The sequence below is a fragment of the Streptomyces sp. SAI-135 genome, from assembly GCF_029893805.1.
Classification (GTDB): domain Bacteria; phylum Actinomycetota; class Actinomycetes; order Streptomycetales; family Streptomycetaceae; genus Streptomyces.
In genome coordinates this window covers 8,724,923-8,743,629 of the sequence record NZ_JARXYP010000002.1, presented here as the reverse complement: position 1 = coordinate 8,743,629, position 18,707 = coordinate 8,724,923, and the positions used below count along the sequence as shown (strand labels likewise).

Annotated in this window: 13 protein-coding genes and 1 pseudogene; 5 read left to right on the top strand and 9 right to left on the bottom strand. The window is 70.5% G+C overall.

Going from position 1 to position 18,707, the window contains the following annotated elements; all coding sequences use genetic code 11:
* Positions 1-68: 68 nt before the first annotated feature.
* Together M2163_RS44115 and M2163_RS44110 are read left to right on the top strand one after the other, a co-directional pair.
* Positions 69-875 (top strand): LLM class flavin-dependent oxidoreductase, encoded by an 807-nt coding sequence (locus M2163_RS44115; protein WP_280847230.1) that lies wholly within the window; start codon positions 69-71, stop codon positions 873-875.
* Between the two features lie 62 nt (positions 876-937).
* Complete coding sequence (locus tag M2163_RS44110) at positions 938-1,762, top strand: DUF1684 domain-containing protein (protein WP_280896899.1); 825 nt, start codon at positions 938-940, stop codon at positions 1,760-1,762.
* A 240-nt stretch (positions 1,763-2,002) separates the two neighbouring features.
* Here M2163_RS44110 and M2163_RS44105 read toward each other — a convergent pair whose 3' ends face one another.
* From M2163_RS44105 to M2163_RS44090, 4 genes are all read right to left on the bottom strand, one after another.
* Positions 2,003-2,221 (bottom strand): hypothetical protein, encoded by a 219-nt coding sequence (locus tag M2163_RS44105; protein ID WP_280896898.1) that lies wholly within the window; start codon positions 2,219-2,221, stop codon positions 2,003-2,005.
* Between the two features lie 550 nt (positions 2,222-2,771).
* Positions 2,772-3,893, bottom strand: a complete 1,122-nt coding sequence (locus tag M2163_RS44100) for an epoxide hydrolase family protein (RefSeq protein ID WP_280896897.1) — start codon at positions 3,891-3,893, stop codon at positions 2,772-2,774.
* 202 nt (positions 3,894-4,095) lie between these two features.
* Positions 4,096-5,637, bottom strand: coding sequence for an FAD-dependent monooxygenase (locus tag M2163_RS44095; RefSeq protein ID WP_280896896.1), 1,542 nt, complete (start codon positions 5,635-5,637; stop codon positions 4,096-4,098).
* Positions 5,638-5,682: 45 nt separating this feature from the next.
* Positions 5,683-6,903 (bottom strand): SGNH/GDSL hydrolase family protein, encoded by a 1,221-nt coding sequence (locus M2163_RS44090; RefSeq protein WP_280896895.1) that lies wholly within the window; start codon positions 6,901-6,903, stop codon positions 5,683-5,685.
* Between the two features lie 273 nt (positions 6,904-7,176).
* Between M2163_RS44090 and M2163_RS44085 the strand changes: the two genes are divergently transcribed.
* On the top strand, positions 7,177-10,506 hold the full coding sequence (locus M2163_RS44085; protein WP_280896894.1) for a BTAD domain-containing putative transcriptional regulator: 3,330 nt from the start codon (positions 7,177-7,179) through the stop codon (positions 10,504-10,506).
* 422 nt (positions 10,507-10,928) lie between these two features.
* On the opposite strand, the pseudogene M2163_RS44080 reads toward M2163_RS44085, so the two are convergent.
* The 4 genes and pseudogenes from M2163_RS44080 to M2163_RS44065 all read right to left on the bottom strand — a co-directional run.
* Positions 10,929-11,087: pseudogene (locus tag M2163_RS44080) on the bottom strand (MFS transporter); the annotation flags it as partial.
* Positions 11,088-11,364: 277 nt separating this feature from the next.
* Positions 11,365-12,072, bottom strand: a complete 708-nt coding sequence (locus M2163_RS44075) for an ABC transporter ATP-binding protein (protein WP_280896893.1) — start codon at positions 12,070-12,072, stop codon at positions 11,365-11,367.
* 6 nt (positions 12,073-12,078) lie between these two features.
* Complete coding sequence (locus M2163_RS44070; RefSeq protein WP_280896892.1) at positions 12,079-13,452, bottom strand: ABC transporter permease; 1,374 nt, start codon at positions 13,450-13,452, stop codon at positions 12,079-12,081.
* A 31-nt stretch (positions 13,453-13,483) separates the two neighbouring features.
* Complete coding sequence (locus M2163_RS44065; protein WP_280896891.1) at positions 13,484-14,755, bottom strand: ABC transporter permease; 1,272 nt, start codon at positions 14,753-14,755, stop codon at positions 13,484-13,486.
* 134 nt (positions 14,756-14,889) lie between these two features.
* On the opposite strand from M2163_RS44065, the gene M2163_RS44060 reads away from it, so the two are divergent.
* Together M2163_RS44060 and M2163_RS44055 are read left to right on the top strand one after the other, a co-directional pair.
* Positions 14,890-15,552: a response regulator transcription factor gene (locus M2163_RS44060; RefSeq protein ID WP_280847240.1), complete on the top strand. Its 663-nt coding sequence runs from the start codon at positions 14,890-14,892 to the stop codon at positions 15,550-15,552.
* Positions 15,543-16,736 carry a HAMP domain-containing sensor histidine kinase gene (locus tag M2163_RS44055; protein ID WP_280896890.1) on the top strand — a complete coding sequence of 398 codons (1,194 nt, stop codon included), beginning with the start codon at positions 15,543-15,545 and terminating at the stop codon, positions 16,734-16,736. The genes M2163_RS44060 and M2163_RS44055 overlap by 10 nt, the downstream gene beginning before the upstream one ends.
* 440 nt (positions 16,737-17,176) lie before the next feature.
* Here the strand turns inward: M2163_RS44055 and M2163_RS44050 are convergent, their stop codons facing one another.
* The gene (locus tag M2163_RS44050) at positions 17,177-18,616 is read right to left on the bottom strand and encodes a DUF6351 family protein (protein ID WP_280897418.1); all 1,440 of its coding nucleotides are present in this window, start codon (positions 18,614-18,616) and stop codon (positions 17,177-17,179) included.
* Positions 18,617-18,707 lie beyond the last annotated feature (91 nt).

Below are 18,707 nucleotides of genomic sequence, written 5' to 3'. Positions count from 1 at the left end.
ACATGACTGCCAAGAAGCTGTCACACGCCCACCGGAATGCGGTTCGGCCGGCGCCCGTTTTTCCTGACATGACTGTTGGTGCAGCCCTCAACGCGTCCGACGCTCCGAACCAGGTCGACGCCACCGTCCAACTCGCCCAGGAGGCAGCGGGGTTCGGTGTGGCGTCGGCCTGGTTCGGGCAGACCTTCGGCGCGGACTCGCCCCAGCTCGCGGCGATCGTCGGGCGCGAGGTTCCCGGACTGCAGGTCGGCACCTCCGCCATCCCCGTGTTCGGCCGGCACCCGCTGCTGGTCTCCAGCCAGGCCCAGACCGCCCAGGCCGCGACCCACGGCCGCTACCACCTCGGTCTGGCCCTGGGCACCAAGCACCTGACGGAGACCGGTTTCGGCCTGCCCTTCGAGCGTCCCGTCAAGAGGCTGCGTGAATTCCTCACCGCTCTGCGGCAGTTGACCGACACCGGCACGGCCGACTTCCAGGGCGAACTGCTCACCGCCACCACCGCGGGGCCGCGTGCCCTGGCGGACCACATCGTGCCCGCCCTGACCGCCGCGGCCGAGGCCGCAGGCCGCTCCGCGCCCAGGATCGTGGCCCTGGTGCCCGGCGTGGTCACGGACGACGTCGACGCGGTGCGGGCCAAGGCCGCCGAGAACCTCGCCTTCTACGAACAGTTCCCGTCCTGCGCGCGCGTCATCGAACTCTCCGGCGGCCGACGAGCCGCCGATCTCGCCGTGATCGGCGACGAGAAGACGGTCGAGGCCGAGGTGCGCCGTTACCGCGACGCCGGCGCCACCGAGGTCGTGTTCTCGCTCACCGAGATCGCCGGAGACGCCGACCGCCGGCGCACTTGGCGGCTTCTGGGCGAACTGGCCGGCTGAGCGCACCCCTCGCCTCGACACCCCCCTTGCCCGATGGCACCCCCGCACAAAGGAGATTCCCCATGACCACCGAGGCCACCACCACGGACCTCCACGCCTTCACCGAGAACTGGCTGGAGTGGCACCGCGCCCAGGAGGCCCGGCTCGCCGCCCCGCACGGCTTCCTGGCGATCACCGGCCTGCACTGGCTCGACGACCGGCCCCAGCGCTTCCCGGACGCGCCGGGCGCGTGGCGCACCGGGTCCGACGGCGTCGTCGTGGACCTCGACAAGGGCGAGGAACTGGTCGTCGAGGGAACGTCGGTGCGCGGCGAGCATCACTTCGGAGTGCTTCCCGAACGCGGCGGCGTCGACGCCGTCTGGGGAAACGCCGTCATCGAGGTCGCCAAGCGGGGCGGCCAGGACATCGTGCGCCCCCGGCACCCGGACGCGCCGCTGCGCACGGCTTTCACCGGAACGCCCGCCTACGCCCCGGACCCGCGCTGGGCCGTGACGGGCCGCTACGTCTCCTTCGACACTCCGCGGCCGACCACCGTGGGCGCCGCGGTCGAGGGCCTTGAACATGTCTACGACGCTCCGGGCAGGGTCGAGTTCGAGCTGGACGGGCGCCCGCTGTCGCTGACCGCGTTCCCCGGCCATGGTCCGGGCCGGCTGATGGTGCTCTTCACCGACGCCACCTCCGGGGTCACCACCTACGCCGCCAACCGGGCCCTGGCCCTCGATCCTCCCGCCGCCGACGGCACGGTTCTCCTGGACTTCAACCGCGCCACGAACCTGCCGTGCGCCTACACGGACCTGGCCACCTGCCCCCTGCCCCCGGCCGAGAACCGGCTGCCGGTGGCGATCGAGGCCGGGCAGAAGCTCCCTCGTGAGCGGGGCGGCTCCTGAGCCGGACACGGCGTGCGTCGACTTGAGGAGGCGCCGAGTCGGCCGACCTCGACGTGGACCGGTGACAGGCTGGTCACGTCCCGAGCGGAGCAGGTCCGGCCATGCGGTGAGGCCGGAACGGTCGGCGTTGACACCCAGGCGGTGTGGCGTCCGTCAGCGCGCCGGTCTTTGGGGCCTCCTTGGTCACTTGGGGATCCCAACCGAGTGCCACCGTCTTCTCCTTCGGTGGGGGCCTCGGCCTCAGGCAGCCGGCGGAACAACGATGACCGTGCCCACCGTGCCTTCGGCGGCGCGGGCGTGCCGTGCGGGCAGTTCGGCCAGCGGCACCCGTTCGGCGACGTCGACCCGCAGCTGTCCGCCGTCGATCAGCGCGACCAGTCGCGACAGCTGATCGGCGTCGCTGCGGACGAACAGGTCGATGCCGCGCACGCCGCGCTCCTCGTCCGAGAGTGCGGGCATCCATACGGTCGTGTTCACCACGACGCCGCCTGGACGGACCAGCGTGACTGGCCGCCTCGCCGCTGCGCGGACTTGCTGTGGCGATCACATGGGCTTCAGCTGACGGCCGGGCAACGCGTGCTGATCAACCCTGGTCGCCGGCCACGTCGCTGCCGGGAGTGTGCGGCAGCTCCACTGGTATGGGGCCGCGGATGTTGCCGTCGACGGAGTCGAACGACGTCGAGGCGACGCGGATGCGGACCTGACGGTCAACTCCCTCTGTTCGCACTGCTTTCGTCCAAGGACGTCAAGGCTCTGGCCGGCCTGCCGCTCTTCCGCAACCAAGGGAAGCCGGACGATCCCTGTACAACTACCGGACGCAACCTCGCAGCCAAGACACTTCGCTCCGGCCTGAAGACGTTCCCGGCGGGCGCGTGGCCGAGGAAGCGGAGGGCCCGGTCTCGGCGCCCGACGTCGCACACCGGGGGCGCCGACTGCCAGAGGCCTTCCGGGACCTCACCACCACCCCGCGCTACCGGCCCCGCCGAATCCATACCCGCCCGGGCGAGGATCACGGGGCCGCATGCCCCTGCCTGGCCAGGTCCACTGCCGTGCGGACGCCGGCGGCGTACTGCGACGGGCACTCCCACGCCGCGAAGTGACCGCCGGCCGACTCCTCCGTCCAGGAGCGGACGTCGAAGAAGCGTGCCGCGAACTCTCGGGGCGCGTTGACGAGGTCCTTCGGAAAGATCGTGAACGCCGTGGGGATGTCGATGCGCCCGGTCGGCTTCGCCGCGCTCTCGGCGTAGGGAGTGAAGGAGGTGCCGATGGCACCGCTGACCCAGTACGCGGTGATCCAGGTGAGCAACTCGTCCCGGGTGAAAACCTTCTCCACATCGCCGCCGCAGTCGGTCCACCCCCGCAGTTTCTCCAGGATCCACGCTGCCAGGCCCGCCGGTGAGTCACCGAGCGCGACCGCCAACGTGTGCGGCTTGGTGGCCTGTTCGTGCATGTAACCGCCCTCCGTGGCCTGCCAGTGGTGACCGTGACGGACATACGCCCGCTCCCCGTCGGACAGGTCGCTCGGCGGGTCCACCAGGAAGCGGTACTGCGACACGTCCGTCAGGTGCAGGGCGGCCACGCGGTCGGGGTGAGCGGCGGCCAGTGCCTCCGCGACGTCGCAGCCGACATCGCCTGCGGACACCACGTAGCGCTCGTAGCCGAGCTCGGTCATGGCGTCGGCGACCGCTTCGGCCATGTCCCGCGCCGACATGCCACGGCGGGTGACAGGCGCGGCGAACGGGTAGCCGGGCAGGGCCGGGACGACCACGTGGAGGCCGGACAGCAAGGGCCAGACCCTCTCGAACCGCAGGACCGAGTCGGGCCACCCGTGCAGGAGCACCACCGCCACCGCGTCGGTGCGGGCCGCTCGCAGATGGATCGCCCGCAGCGGTGCGTCGGCCGAGCCCGCCAGGGTCCAGGGCAGGGCGCGGAGCCGGGCCTCGTGCTCGCGCCAGTCGTAGGAGCGGGCCCAGTAGGAGATGAGGTCCGCGAGGTAGTCGCCGTCGACACCGCGCGCCCATCCGAACCCGGTGGGGACGTCGACTCGACGGTAGCCCCGCAGGCGCAGGCGCAGGTCGTCGAGCACCGACTGCTCCACGGTCATGGGAGCGGCCTCATCCGTCCTGATCATGCTCGGTCGTCCTCTCGTTCGTTCATGCTGTGACCCACGTCCTCGTCCCGGCGACGCCCCGGAAGGCCTCCTCAGAGGCGTCTACCCCGGGGCGCCTACGAGGCAACGACGGGCCACCCGGACGCGGACGGCACCGGTGTCGGCGCTGCACGGCGGCCCCGCCCGCATGCTGACGGCTGACGAACGCCGCCGGTCAGAAGGGTCAGCTGTGGGCGCTGCCGAACCAGCCGGCGGCAGCACGCGCAAACCCGTCTGCGTCGGGATCGGGGCCGTCGGCCCAGGCGACGACGCCGTCCGGACGGACGAGGAGGGCCCCGCAGCCCACTTCGTTCCTGGCTGATCCGGCGACGTACCGGATCCGGTCCTCGCGTCCGGCGAGGGCACCGGCCAGCTTCCGACCGGGTGTGAAGTCGACGGCGATGCCCTGCCCCTCGTGCATGTGGTCGCCGAGGTGCGTTCCGTCCGTGAAGTGGAGGTCGGGAACGTTGCGGCCGACCAGAGGATGCGTGCTGCCCAGGTCGTAGCGCTGGGAGGAGCCCGACGTCCGGTTGTATACGTACGTGGTTCCATCACGGGTGCGCAGCAGATCGGCGACCAGTGCCTGGAGGGCCTGGGAGTGCGGGCCAGGCCTCATGACCGCACTCTGGGCGCGGGTCCAGTCCAGGATCTGTGCACCGACCGGATGACGTTCTCGCGTGTACGTTCCGAGGAGGCCGTCGGGGGCGTGTCCGTGCACGGTCGCGGCGAGCTTCCAGCCCAGGTTCATGGCGTCGGCGATGCCGGTGTTGAGTCCCTGTGCGCCCAGGGGTGAGTGGATGTGGGCGGCGTCGCCGGCGAGCAGGACGCGGCCTCGCTGGTAGGAGGTGGTCTGCTTCGCCCGGTCGGTGAAGGTCGACACGAGCAGGACGTCTTCGAGAGTGACGTCGGTGCCGGAGACGTGGCGCAGCACGCTTTGCAGGTGCTGGACGGTCGGCGGCCGGCCGCGGTCGTAGGCTCCGCGGTCGTAGTCGATGATGCCGATGTGGCCGGGGGTGGGCATCTGCAGGTACATGCCGGTGGGGGTGAGGCTGAAGCCGGGCTGGAGCTTGTCGGGGTCGGCGACGGTGGCGAGCATGGTGTAGCCGGTGAACTGCGGTTCGGTGCCGGTGAACTCGAAGCCCCCCAGGCCCCGGACCGTGCTGCGTCCGCCGTCGCAGCCGACGAGCCAGCGCCCCTCGTGTTCGTGGTCGCCTGCCCGCACGGTGACGCCCTCGGTGCCCTGGCGCAGGTCCGACACCTTGGCGCCGCGGCGGATGTGGACACCGACCTTCGCTGCTTGCTCCGTCAGAACGGTTTCGACCGCTTCGAGGCTCGTCATCAGGCCTTCGAGCACGGGGCCCGGGAGCCGGTAGGGCAGGGCAGTGGTGTCGATGGCGGCCGCGTCGAGCATCATGCCGGCGAAGTGCGACACGCTGCGCGGCGCCGGGGCCGTGTCCTGGTCCTCGTCCTCGTCCTCGTCCTCGTCCTCGTCCTGGTTGCCGTACTTCTCGACGCCGGAGGCGATGAGGAGTTCCTTCAGCAGGCCGCGGCGGTGGAAGACCTCGGCCGAGCTCGCGGACAGACCGCGCATGCCGAGAGGCATCGTCTTCCAGGGAGTGCTCCGCTCATCCTGCTCCAGGACCAGCACATCGCAGCCGGCGAGTCCGAGTTCGCAGGCCAGCAGAAGGCCGACGGGTCCTGCGCCCGCTATCAGTACGTCATGCATCAGTCGTTCCGCTCGTGGTGGTGATGAAGGGTGGATGGGCGGGGCTCACTGGAACAGGGTCAGGTCGATGGAGTCGCCCAGCGCCCGGCAGCCGGCGTCGTTGCCGTGCAGGTGGTCACCGGCGTGGAATTGCTCCCTGATCCGGCCCGGACGGGCGGGATCGCTCCAGACGGCGTCGAAGTCCAGGACCGCGTCGAAGGCCCCGCTCGTGCGGATCCATTCGTTGACCTCCTGGCGCACCCGCTCGCCTTCCGGTGAGAAGATCTCGTCGCCCTCGTACGGGGTGAGCGTGCATGCGTACACCCTCACGCCGCGGGCGCGGGCCCGGGCGATGATCTGGCGGTAGCCGGCGGTCAGGTCGTCGGTGGTCACCGGGGCGCCGGGAAACATGGCGAGGAACTCCGGCGAGGGACCGCTGCCGTCCCGCGGCGCGTACGAGACGCCTATGTCGCCCAGGCCGATGGCCACGATGACGTGGGCCAGACCAGGAGTGGCCAGTACGTCGCGGTCGAAACGGGCCAGAGCTGCCTCGCCCAGCCCTTCGTTCAGCAACCTGTTGCCGCTGATGCCCTGGTTGGAGACGCAGACGGCGGTCCCACCGCGTTCCGCAAGGCGCTCGGCCAGGCGGTCGGTCCAGCGCCGGTTGGTGTCGGGAGTGGTACCCGAGCCGTCGGTGTTGGAGTCGCCGATGACCGCGAGCGTGCTCAAGGGCACGTCTGCCCGTACGTCCATCCCGGAGATGAGGGCCTGCAGGGGCAGCGACTCGGCCGTGGCAGGCAGAGTCGGCGCGTCGACGCAGTTGCCCGGGATCGTCCACGCGGTCTGCACCCCCATGGCATGACAGGTGGGACTCTTGACCGCGTCCGGCACGTACAGGCTGACGGACAGCGTCGAAAGGGCCGGCGTGCACAGCTCGATCGGGTCGCTGAGCATCGGGGCTCCGGTCGGGACGGTCACGGCCTGCTTGCCGTCGAAGGTGAGGACCCGTTCACTGCCCGGCGTGATCCTGCCGTCCGGTGCCGTCAAGGCGATGCAGGCAGCCCCGATGACCAGTGGCGCGGTGCCGTACTCGTTGGTTACGCGCAGACGTACCTGCCGTCCGCCTCCGCTGATGCGTACCACCTGGCGCAAAGTCGTGTCGGCGAACGAGGGCAGGGGGCCGAACGCGTCGATCGGTGCGTGGGGCGAGGCACCCCACGTCCGAGCCCAGCCGTCGTCCGCAGGGCCCGCCCCGCCGATGGTCGTGGTGTCGGTGATCCCGGTCATCGGGAACCTCCTGATCCGGGTCGTACGTCGTGTGGTCACCCGCGGCGGCCGTCATGTACGCCGCGCTGCGAAGAGGCTGGCGTAGTGCGCTCACAGGAGGCGCACACCGCGTTGACACGAGCACTCCTCAGGACGGGGGGCTCGGTGAGTTGCCCGCGTGTTGCCGACCGCCTGCGCAGGGCGATCGGCGGCCGTCCCGCCCCGTCTGCTCCGGACGCTGTCGGGGCGCGTGCGGATTTGGTCATGTGTGTGGGCTCACGCGAGGATGCACGAATGGACGGGGAGGCGCGGCTGCGCATCGCGGTGCTCGGCACGTTCCGGACGTCACGCGGCGAGACCGTTGTGCCCGTGCCCGGGGCCCGCCTCCAGCATCTGGTGGTCCGGCTGGCGCTGGCCGGAGGCGCCCCGGTCGGACAGCGGACGCTGATCGAGGCGATCTGGCCCGAGGACGCTCCCGCCGACCCGGCGCACGCCTTGCAGGCGCTCGTGTCGCGACTGCGCAAGGCGCTCGGCTCCGCGTCCGCGGTCGTACAGGCCGCGGGCGGCTACCGGCTGGCTGTGGACGCCCAGGACGTGGATGCGCTGCGCTTCGAACACCTCACCGCGGCCGGACGGGAACGTCTGCGCGCACGGGACTGGCACAGCACGGCAGCCCGGCTCCGAGAAGCGATCACCTTGTGGAGCGGGCCCCTGGGCGCACCACCTGGCGTGGTGGCTGCGGTGGAGCCCGCAGCAGCCACGCGCCTGGCCCACGCGTCCCTCGATGCCGTTGCCGACCTGGCTGAGGCCGAACTCTCCCTCGGCAACGCAGTTCCCGCCGCCGACCGCCTGAACGGCCTGCTGTCCGAGCAGCCACTGCACGAGCGGGCTCTCGCGCTGCTCATGGATGCCCTGGCCGTCCAGGGACGTGAAGGCGAGGCGCTGACACGGTACGAACACTTTCGCCGGCACCTGGCCGATTCCTTCGGCACCGACCCCGGCGCAGCACTGCGTGAACGGCACCTGCGTCTGCTGCGCGCCCAACAGGAGCCGGAACCAACCGCCTTCGCCGCGCGTACCAAGGCCCCTGGACACCTGAGCAATCTGCCCGCAGCTCTGACCAGCTTCATCGGTCGGGACGACGACCTCGCCCGCATCGACACCCTGTTCGCCTCCGGCCGTCTGGTCACTGTGCTCGGTCCCGGCGGAGCGGGCAAGACCCGCCTGGCCATCGAAAGCGCTCGTCGCCGGCAGCGCGCATACCGTGACGGTGCCTGGCTGGTCGATTTGGCCTCGGTCACCGAACCCGGCAAGGTCGGCGCCGCGGTCCTGGCCGCGATCGGCATGCGCGGCTCCGCGTTCCTCGATGCCGGAGGGCCGCGCGAGCGATTCTCCGACAACGCAGGGCCGCGCGATCGCTTCCCCGGTGCTGGAGCGCCGAACGGCGCCGGAGGGCCCCGCGCTCAGTTCTCGGCCGAAGTCGACGCGGTGGCCGATCAGCTCGACGGCCTCGAGATCCTTCTCGTGCTGGACAACTGCGAGCACGTGATCGACACTGCCGCGCACCTGACCTCGGCGCTGCTGCGGCGATGCGTCGGTCTCCGGGTGCTGGCCACCAGCCGCGAGCCGCTCGCCGTCGACGGGGAGACGCTGGTCCCGCTCGGCCCGCTGGCCGTGCCCGGCACGGACACGGACCTGGACGAGATCCGCCATGTGCCCTCGGTCCGCTTGTTCACGGAGCGCGCAGCGGCAGTGCGCCCCGGCTTCGACGTCAACGAAAGCAATCACGCCGACGTGCTGCGCATCGTGCGCGACCTGGACGGCCTGCCACTCGCCCTGGAACTGGCGGCGGCCCGACTGCGCACCCTCTCCCTGACCGACCTGGCGACGGGGCTCACCGACCGGTTCGAACTGCTCGCCACCGGCAGCCGCACCGCCTCGGCCCGCCACCGTACGCTGCGCGCCGTCATCGCCTGGAGCTGGGACCTCCTCGATGAGGACGCACGCACCGTCGCGGAGCGCGTCGCGGTACTGCCAGGCGGTGTCACACCCGCATCAGCCGCGGCCGTCTGCGCCGGAACGGCAGTCCCTGTCCGCGCCGTCCCCGACCTCCTCGCAGCCCTGGTCGACCGCTCCCTGCTGCAACTCGTTCCCGACAGTGGCCGGTACCGCATGCTGGAGACGATCCGGCAGTACGGGCTGGAGCGTCTCGCCGCCCACCAACCCCCGGCAGACGTCCAGGACTTGGCCGCCGAGTACCTGGCAGATCTGGTCGCCCACCATGACCCGCTGACCCGGGGCCCCCGGCAGATCGAAGCCCTGCGTACGTTGAGCTCCGAGCATGACAACGTCATCGCCGCCCTGCGCCACCTGTGCGACAGCGAGGCCGCCGACAAGGCGATCGCGCTGACCTTGGACCTCACCTGGTACTGGCAGATCCAGAGCCGCCACGAGGACGCCGCCTACTGGCTTGCACAGGCCGTCGCGCTGCCCGGCGAGCGCTCCGGCGGCCGATACGACATCGCCCGAGCGATGTTGCACTTCAACGCGCACACCGGCCAGGGCTCCTCGTTCAAGGACCTCCTGGCCGAGAGTGAGCCGGATCTGCGGGAGATCACCGGCCGCCTGCTCAGTTGCCCCCAACACTCTGTCTTCACCGGCGCCTTGGCCGCCGTCGGACTCGCCCTTTCGAACGAGACCGCGGAAAGTGAGGCGCTGCTTCAAAGCTTCCTCGACGGGCCGGACACCTGGCTCGCCGGTTACACCCGCATCTCACGCGCCCATGCCTGCGAGAACCGCGGTGACCTCGACCAGGCACGCGAGGATGTCGCAGCAGCCCTGGGCTGCTTCACCCAGGCCGGCGACCACTGGGCCGTAGCCATGGCCCTGCCACTGCGTTCGCTCCTGCGCCAGTACGACGGCGAACTGAGCGAAGCCCTCGCCGACTTGCAGGAAGCACAACGGCTGGCCGAGCAGTTCGGGGCACTCAGCCTCGGCGACGAGATCTTCCTCGCCCTGCGCCAGTTCGACCTCCTCATCCGACTTCAACGGACGGCCGAGGCCACCGACCTCCTCGCTGCGACCCGCCGACACGCGCTGCGTTCGACCTCACCCGAGATGGCTGTCCTGCTCGACGCCCGCGAGTCCAGCCTGCACCTTCAGCTGGGTGACCTGGACCGCGCCGGCCGGCTCATCGACGCGGCTGAGGCTCGCATGCGCGAGCCTGCTTCGCACGGCGGTGAGCACGGCCACGCCTTGATCGCGACCGTGCGAGGTGAGTTCTGCCTTCGGAACGCCGACGCACCGGCGGCCGCACATGCCCTGCACACGGCGTATGCAGCCGCGATGCGCAGCCGCGACCTACCGCTCGTGGCCACCGTGGCCGTGGCCGTGGCCGGCTTGGCGGAGCTGTACGCGCGGCCTGACGACGTGGCCACCCTCCTCGGAGCCGCCGCACGCCTGCGGGGCGCCCACGACCTCACCGACCCGCACATCCGAGCACTGCGCACACGCACGCAGGCGATTCTCGGTGAGACGGACTTCAGCATGGCGTACAGCGGCGCCTGGCAACTCGACGTACCCGCCGCGTTGGCCCGAGTCGATCCTGCGTTGCTGTGCCGGTGATCCGGCCGCTCAGGCCCGTACGCCGGATGCCGCCGACTGCAGCACCGTCCCTACGAGCGCGGTGAGGTGGTCCGACACAGGTTGAAGTCACCGCTCACCGGAAGGACGAGGGTGCCCGGTACCGCCGTGGCGCCGCCGCACCCAAGGCACCGGCATCACTGCCGTGGGTACTGGTACCGACCGCGGTCGCCGCCCTCGTGGTGGCGCTCGACCAACTCGTGTGCGCCACCGCGCTCCAGACGATCCACCAAGACCTGGGCGCCTCCATGACGAGCCTGGAGTGGACCGTCAACGCCTTCAGTCTCAGCTTCGCCGCACTGATGATCCCCGGCCTGGTCGTCTTCGCTTCTGCCTCGGCCGCATGCGCCTTGGCTACGAACATCGGACTGCTGATCGCCGGCCGCGTCCTCCAGGGCGTCGGCCGGCACGTTGATCCAGAAGATCCACTGCCAGGCCAGACCCTGCGTGACGGCGCCGCCGACGAGCGGGCCGCCCACGACGGCGAGACCCATCACGGCAGCCTAGATGCCCACGACAGTGCCGCGCTAGTGCGGCGGCGCGGCCGCGGTCAGGAGCGCCAGAGCCGCCGGCGAGATCCGAACATCCTTCTCGTCGCGGCCTCGATGTTCCCCTTGGGGTGGGCGCTGGTTCGGTCCGGCCCGGCGGGCTGGGCCGGCGGGGAGGTCCTCGGCTCCCTGGCCGGCGGTCTCGTCCTGCTCGCCGGGTTCGTCGGCTGGGAGCGGCGGGCCACAGAACCGACGCACGGTCTTCGTCCTGACATCCCGGCGTAGCCGACCGGTTCACAGCCCGCTCCTGATGGCGGGCGGCACCCACGAGGTCCGCGGGTGCCGCCCGCCGTCATCGCCTGTTCACCTGCTCGGTCAGCCTGCCCTTGCGGAGGGTGAGTACGCGGTCGGACTGGGTGGCCAGACGCTGGGAGTGGGTGACGACGACCACGCACTTGTTCTGTTCGTGGGCGAGGTCTCGGAAGGTGTCGATGATGCCCTGGGCGGTGTCCTCGTCGAGATTTCCGGTGGGTTCGTCGGCGAAGAGGATGTCGACGTCGCAGGCCAGTGCACGGGCGATGGCGACGCGCTGCTGCTGGCCGCCGGACAACCTCATGACGCTGCGGGTGGCCATCGACGTGTCCAGTCCGATGTCGTCCAGCAGGCGAAGGGCGCGGGCCCTGCGGCTGCCTTGGGCGGGCCTGACGCCGGTGATCTCCATGGCGCAGACGACGTTCTGCAGGGCGGTCATGTAGGTGAGGAGGTTGTACTGCTGGAAGACCGTGGCGACGTGCTTGTTGCGATAGCGCCCCAGGCCCAGCTCCTTGAGGTCCCGGCCTTCGAAGCTGATGGTGCCGCTCGTCGGGGTGTCGAGGCCGCTGGCGAGGCTGAGCAGGGTGGTCTTGCCGCTGCCGGAGGGGCCCAGGATCGTGTAGAACGTGCCGCGTTCGAAGGAGTGGTCGATGTCCCGGAGAACCGTGGTGCGGCGACGCTGATCCGAGTACGTGTGGCTGACCCGGTCGAGACGGAGGACGGGCGGGGTCGCGGTGGCATTGGTCATGGCGGGTCACTTGCCGTTCGTGAGGATGGAGCGGGGGCTGAGGCGCAGCACGGAGGCTGCCGGGATCGCGGCGGCGAGCAGGCCGATCCCGAGTCCGACGCCGCCGACGAGGGCGAGGTTCGCGGGTTCGAGCACCACGGTGATCCTGTCGATGGGATCGGCGTTCTCGACCGGCTGGTCGTCGGGGTCGATGCCCTCGTCGAGGCCGGTGCTGCCCGGAGGGGGCGGCTGCCAGGCGTCGATCCTCTGCTGGGCCGAGGCGGCTTCCCTGCCGAGCAGTGACTGACCCGCGCTCTGCGTCAGTCGTGGCGCGATCACGGACCCCAGCGCGATGGCCAGGGCGGCCACGGCGGTGATCTCCAGGGCCTGCTGGGTGATGAGCTTCCACTTCTTCTCGCCCAGGGACACCAGCACGCCGTACTCCCTGCGGCGCTGCTTGACGGCGAGGTTGACGAGGAGGGTGAGGACAGCGGCGCCCGCGAGGCCGATCAGCCACATGGCGAGGGTGGCGGTGGAGCTGATACTCCTGAGCGGTCCGGTCATCTGCTGCACGGCCTTGTCGTTGACGTCGAGCGCGAAGCCCTCCAGCGCGGAGCCGGCCAGCCTTTCGGCCTCGTCCCTGAAAACCTCCTGGTCATCGGGGTCCCTGAGGAGGAAACCGGCCCTGGTGATCCGCTGGGCCCCGCCACCGGAGGCGTTGAGAGTGGCGAGGCCACCGACAGTGCCGTAGATCATGTTGGCCGGGTTGACGCCGTACTCGGGCTCCAGTTCGGTGTCAGGGCGCGGGTCGCGGAAGATGCCGGCGACGGTGAACTGCCCCGTCGTCTTCTCGTCGTTTCCCGTCAGGGTCACCTTGTCGCCGGTCTTGAGGCCGTTCTTCCCGGCCAGGCGCTCCTCGACCAGGATCCGCCTGGTGTCCTTGTCGGCGGCAGTCAGGTGCTTTCCGGAGAGCAGCTTGAACCTGCCGCTGCGGAAATCGGTGAGCAGTGAGGAATCGAGGAGGCCGATGCCCGCGGTGCCGCCTGGTCCCATGGCCCCCTCCCCACCGTCGGTGACGAGTCCCACCTCTCCTTTGAGGAGCACCCGGTCCCACATCGAGTAGGTGTACTTCTCGACTTGGGGCAGCTCGCCGATCTTTTCGACCACCGCGGAGTCGATCGTCGGTGCTTGGCCCATGTTTCCCTGAGCCTGCGGGTCCATGGCGAGTGTGACTTCTGCGCCTACCGATCTTTCGGCGTCCAGCTCGGCCCGGGCGGTCGCCGCGTTGATCAGTACGCCGGCCAGCACCATGAGGGAGATCACCAGGAACGTGGCGAAGGTGATCAGCGTTCGGCCTTTGCGGGCCCACAGACTGAGACCTGCGCGTTTGACGAAGTTCATGCATATGGCTTTCTGGGTTCGGGCCGGCGGCCTATTCGCTGTCGGCCAGGATCGAGCGGGGGTGCAGGCGGAGGATCCCGATGCCCGGGACGACGGTGGAGACCAGAGAGATGCCGAGGCCGAGGCCGAGGACTTTTCCTACGTCCGCGGGATCGACGCGCACCGTGGGAGGGGCGACCTCCGCGTCCGGCACCCCCGCCGCCACGGTGTTCCGCTGCGGGCGGTCGAGCAGGGCGCCGCGCAGGGAAGGTCCGGCGGCATGCCCCGTCAGTGCGGCGACGGCGACGGCGGGCAGGCACACCACCGCGGCCTCCACGATGTGCTGAAAGACGAGCTTCCACTTCTTCTCGCCCATCGACAGCAGCACTCCGAGCTCGTGGCGCCGCTCCCGGATCTGCAGCATCACGATCAGGCCGAGGATCAGGACACCGGCAAGGGCGATGACCCGGACGATCAGGCCGGCCAAGGCACCAACCCGCTGAATGGGTCGGACCTGGTCGCGGTACGCCTTGTCGTTCACGCGGAAGGCGAAGTCCCCGGTCCCGAGCAGCCTCTTCGCCTCGGCGTACAGCCCCTCGGCCTGCTCAGGCGAACCGACCCTGAACACCGCTTCGTCGAGACCGGCCGCATCACCGCCGAGCCTCTCCACGACGGGTGCCGGCACGTAGAGGGTGTTGCCGGGCAGTTCGTTCGAGGGAGTCCACTGCGACGGATCCGGCCTGGGGTCCTGGAACACGCCGAGGACCTTCACCGAGACCTTGCGTTTGCCATCGGCGGACCCCACCCGCACCGTGTCACCGACCTTGAGACCGTTCTTCGCGGCGAGGCGTTCCTCGATCACCGCGACTGCGCGGTCGGCGTCCTGCGGGACGATGCCACGCCCGGAGGTGATCTTCGCCGATCCGTACGCGAAGGGCAGCAGCATGCCCAGGTCCCGCACACCTCGCAGCGCCAGCGGTCCCCCTTCGCTCCCACCGCCGCGGCCGCCGCGCGGCTTCGGCTCCGGTGGGGCGAGCGGGTCGAGACCGTGCGCACCTGCCGTCAGCGGGAGCAGCGGGTTGTAGCGCGTCACGGGCGGCTTGGAGCCGAGACGGTCGGCCAGGGCCGGGGACAGCCGCTTGCCTTCGATCGTCACGTCGACACCGACCGTGCGCTGCGCCTCGGTCTCCTGGCGTGCGGCGGCCGCCTCCAGCAGGAACCCGCCGAGGAGTAGGCAGCAGATCACGACGAAGATGCCGAGCAGGGCGGCGGTGCGGGATTTCCTGGCCCGCAGGCTCATCCCGGCACGCTTGACGAAATTCATGCGGCCAGTGGAACAGGCGGTTCTTTGCAGCGGGATAAACGCGTTACAACGGCATAAGGACGGTCCGCGACTGCGCCGGGTCGGACGCCGTCGTCCTTACACGACCGCAAACATGGTCTTGGTTTCATGGGGCCATGAGAGTTCTGGTAGCCGAGGACCACCGCGTGCTCGCCCGCGCCGTCGCGGTCGGCCTGCGCCGGGAGGCGATGGCGGTCGACGTCACCCACACCGGCGACGCCGCAGAGCGCATGTGTCTGCTGACGGCGTACGACGTCCTGATCCTCGACCGCGACCTGCCGGTCATGAGCGGGGACGAGGTCTGCAGGCGCCTGCGGGAACTCGACGATCCCCCGCGGATCCTCATGCTCACCGCGGCGGGCGACCTCACCGACCGCGTCTACGGACTGACCACTCTCGGCGCCGACGACTATCTGACCAAGCCCTTCGACTTCAGCGAACTCGTCGCCCGCGTACGGGCGTTGAGTCGGCGGCCGCCCACCCCGCGGTCGTCCGTGATGCGGCACGGCGGCATCACGACGGACCCGTCGAGACGCGAGGCGTCCATCGAGGGCCGCCCGCTGGCCCTGACACCCAAGGAGTTCGCGGTCCTCCACCTGTTGGTCGAGGCCCAAGGAGCTCCCGTCGCGCACGACGAAATCGTCCGCACCCTCTGGGACGAGCACCTCACCCCGCAGACCAGCGCGGTCCGTGCCACCGTCAGCCGACTGCGCGGCAAACTGGGGGACCCCGGCGTCATCACCGTCGACACGGGACAGGGGTACCGACTGTGCGACTGAGCCCCCGCGCGTACCTCGGCCAACTCCCCTTCCGGGCCCGTCTGGCCGCGACCATCTTCGCCCTGTTCCTGCTCACGGGCGTGGCTCTGCTCGCCTTCGTCGTCCTGCTCGCGCGCCACGGGACGGCCCAGCAGGTTCAAGGCCTCGCCGTCAGATACGCGGACACGCCCGATAGCTACGTCGACCTCCACCCGGCCGCCCGGCCCGTGGAGCGCGGACCGACAGCGCCGGGACCTCGATGGGACACGGCCGAGATCCAGAAGATCGACCAGACCATCCAGGCCGTGCAGGACACCGCCCTGCGCCAGATGGTCCTCTGGTCCGCCATCGGTCTCCTCTTCCTGGCCCTCCTTGCCGGGCTGGTGGGCTGGTGGCTGGCCGGCAGGGCCCTGCGCCCCGTCGCCTCGATGACCGAGACCGCGCGCCGCATCAGTGAGCAGAACCTGCATCAGCGCCTGGCCCTCAGCGGCCCTGACGACGAACTGCACCGCCTCGCCGACACCTTCGACGCGGTGCTCGACCGGCTGGAGAAGTCCTTCGACAGTCAACGCCGCTTCGTCGCCAATGCCTCCCACGAACTCAAGACGCCCCTCGCCGCCCAGCGGGCCGCCCTGCAAGTCGGTCTCGCCGACCCGCTCCCCGACCATCTCACCGAAGTCCGCGACGACCTGCTGGCCACCAACCGCGAAGCCGAGCAACTCATCGACGCGCTGCTGCTTCTGGCCCGCAGCGACCGCGGACCGGCCGTCGCCGAGAGCGTCGACCTGGCCCTCGCCGCCCAGCTCGTCACCGCTCAACTCGCTCCACAGGCCGAACAGCGACAGGTGGACGTCCACGTCTCGGCCGACACCCCCCTGACCGTCCGCGGTGACCCCGTCCTCCTGCGCCACCTGCTCACCAACGTCATCCGCAACGCCGTCCAGTACAACCACCCGAGTGGTCATGTCCGCGTGCACGTCGAAGCGTGCACCGTGACCGTGGCCAACACCGGCCCGCACGTCCCCGCCCACCGAGTGCCGGACCTCTTCGAGCCCTTCCGCCGCCTCGCCCCCGACCGCACCGCCGACACCGGCCACGGTCTCGGCCTGTCCATCGCCGCCTCCATCGCGTCGTCCCATCACGCGACCCTGACCGCGGAACCGCGCCCCACCGGGGGACTGACGGTCCGTCTGGCATTCTCCTGACGGTTCGAGCTGGGCTGGAGTCGGGGGTGGGTGACCGGCTTGCCGCGCCGCAGGTACACGCGGGTGAGGCAACTGCCCGCCCCGGCACGCGAGTTCGGGGTGCCTGTCGACGGCCCAGGGCCTCAACGCCGCGGGACCGCCGCCTCCCGGGAAGCGGCGGTCCCGCTCATGTCGCGCCCCGGCCGTCACCGGGAGTCCCCGTTGACCACAGCTCGAAGGGGAAGGAGACGGAACCGTGGCCGCAGCGTTTCGAGCCCGGCAGCGACTGTGGCGTGCGCCTCGTTCGCCGTCACGAACGACTCTCCGGACAGGCCGGTCAGGGCAACAGCGGGGAAGCACCGGACCCGGCTTCCCCGGCCGTCACGAACGGAGCACGACGAGACTGCGCTGCGTTCGGTCGCAGGCCGGGGAGGGAACCGGTCCGGGCCCGCCGAGCGACGTCACGGTGCGATGCCGACGCCCTCGATGCGGCTCCATGCCTTTTCCTGTGCGGCGGACATGGCGGGCCAGTGGAGACCACCGGGCCGGGGCCGGACCTGGGTGGCGAACGGGGCGGGGCGGAATGCCGGATCGTAGGAACAACCGCCACCGTAGGTGGTGTCGAACGCGCCGCAGGAACGCGCGATCGAGTTGGGCGTGGGTTTCCGGCCGGTGCGCGTCCATGTGTCCAGGGCCGCCAGGGAGTTGGCGTACTCGGCGTTGCTGAGCGCGCTGTGGTCGCTCTCCCTGGTGAAGGTCTGGACGAGGTTCTCACCGCGGCCGGCGGCCTGGACCGTGGCGCGATAGGCGGCCTCGTGCTCGACGAAGACCTGCGGGTCGTCGATCGCGTGCAGCGTGAGAACAGGCAGTGCGATCCGTCCGGTGAGGTCGCTGTCGTAGGAGAGGTCGCGGCGCGCGCCGGTGTCGGACGAGAAGCGCTCCACACCGGCGTTGAGCGCCTTGTCGTCGTGCGAACCGTCGTAGCGGACCCCGCGGTTGCCGAACGGGTTACGGCCGTCTAGCCGGCTGGCCACGATGTCCCGGACGAGGAAGGCCGCATACTGCATGTTCGTGACCAGGGACCGTTCCGGGATACGGGTGACGGCCAGGATGTCGTCGAGGTTGCGCTGTTGCTGCGCGGTCCGGGCGGCCGGGTCGGAGTCGATGCCGGTGCACTCCTGGAGTCGGCCGTGTACCTCCTCGGGACTGATCGGGGAGTCCGCGGGCAGTCCTTGCCACAGCGGGTACTGCGGCTCGGTGGGACGGGGCAGGTTGCGGCAGTAGTACTGGTAGACCGTGCGCAGGTCCACACGTGTGTCGTAGCCGCGCGAGCCGCCGGCCAGGAAACCGTTGGTCAGCAGAACTCCGTCGTAAGCGCCACGCCTGCCGCCGTAGGCCTCGGTGACCTTGGCGGCCACATTGCCGCCCCAGGACTGGCCGTGCAGGTAGGTGTGGTCGGGGCGGCCGAACCGGCCGACGAACAAGCGGCGTACGTTGTCCGTGTCGGCAGCGGCCATCCGGACCCCGTAACCGCCGCGCCGGTACGAGGAGCCCGCCCAGGCATAGCCCTCGTCGACCATCACCGCCCAGCGTTGCAGGTCCTCGGTGGTGGTGGACTCGTCGTAGGAGAAGTCGGGACCGCCGTGGGCGTGGACGACGAGGGAGCCGTTCCAGTGCTTGGGGACGGCCATCGTGAAGTAGGCGCCGTTGGCGTCCCGGCCGGTGTAGCAGTCGGCCTTCTGCGCCAGCCGGCCCGGGCAGGCGGCGGGAGTCGGGCGCGCGGTGTCGGCCGGGGCGGCGGGCGCGCTGCCGAGCGTGGCCACGACCGCGGCCGCGAGCAGTGCCGCCGGCACGGCCGGACGTCGGACGCGGCCCCGAGGACGCGTACCGGGTTCGGGCACGGCAGGTGTGTTCAAGGAACTGCTCCTTCAGGTACTCGGGGGAGAAACATGTGAAGGACCGTGTCCCACAGGTGCGTTCGGGGCCATTGCC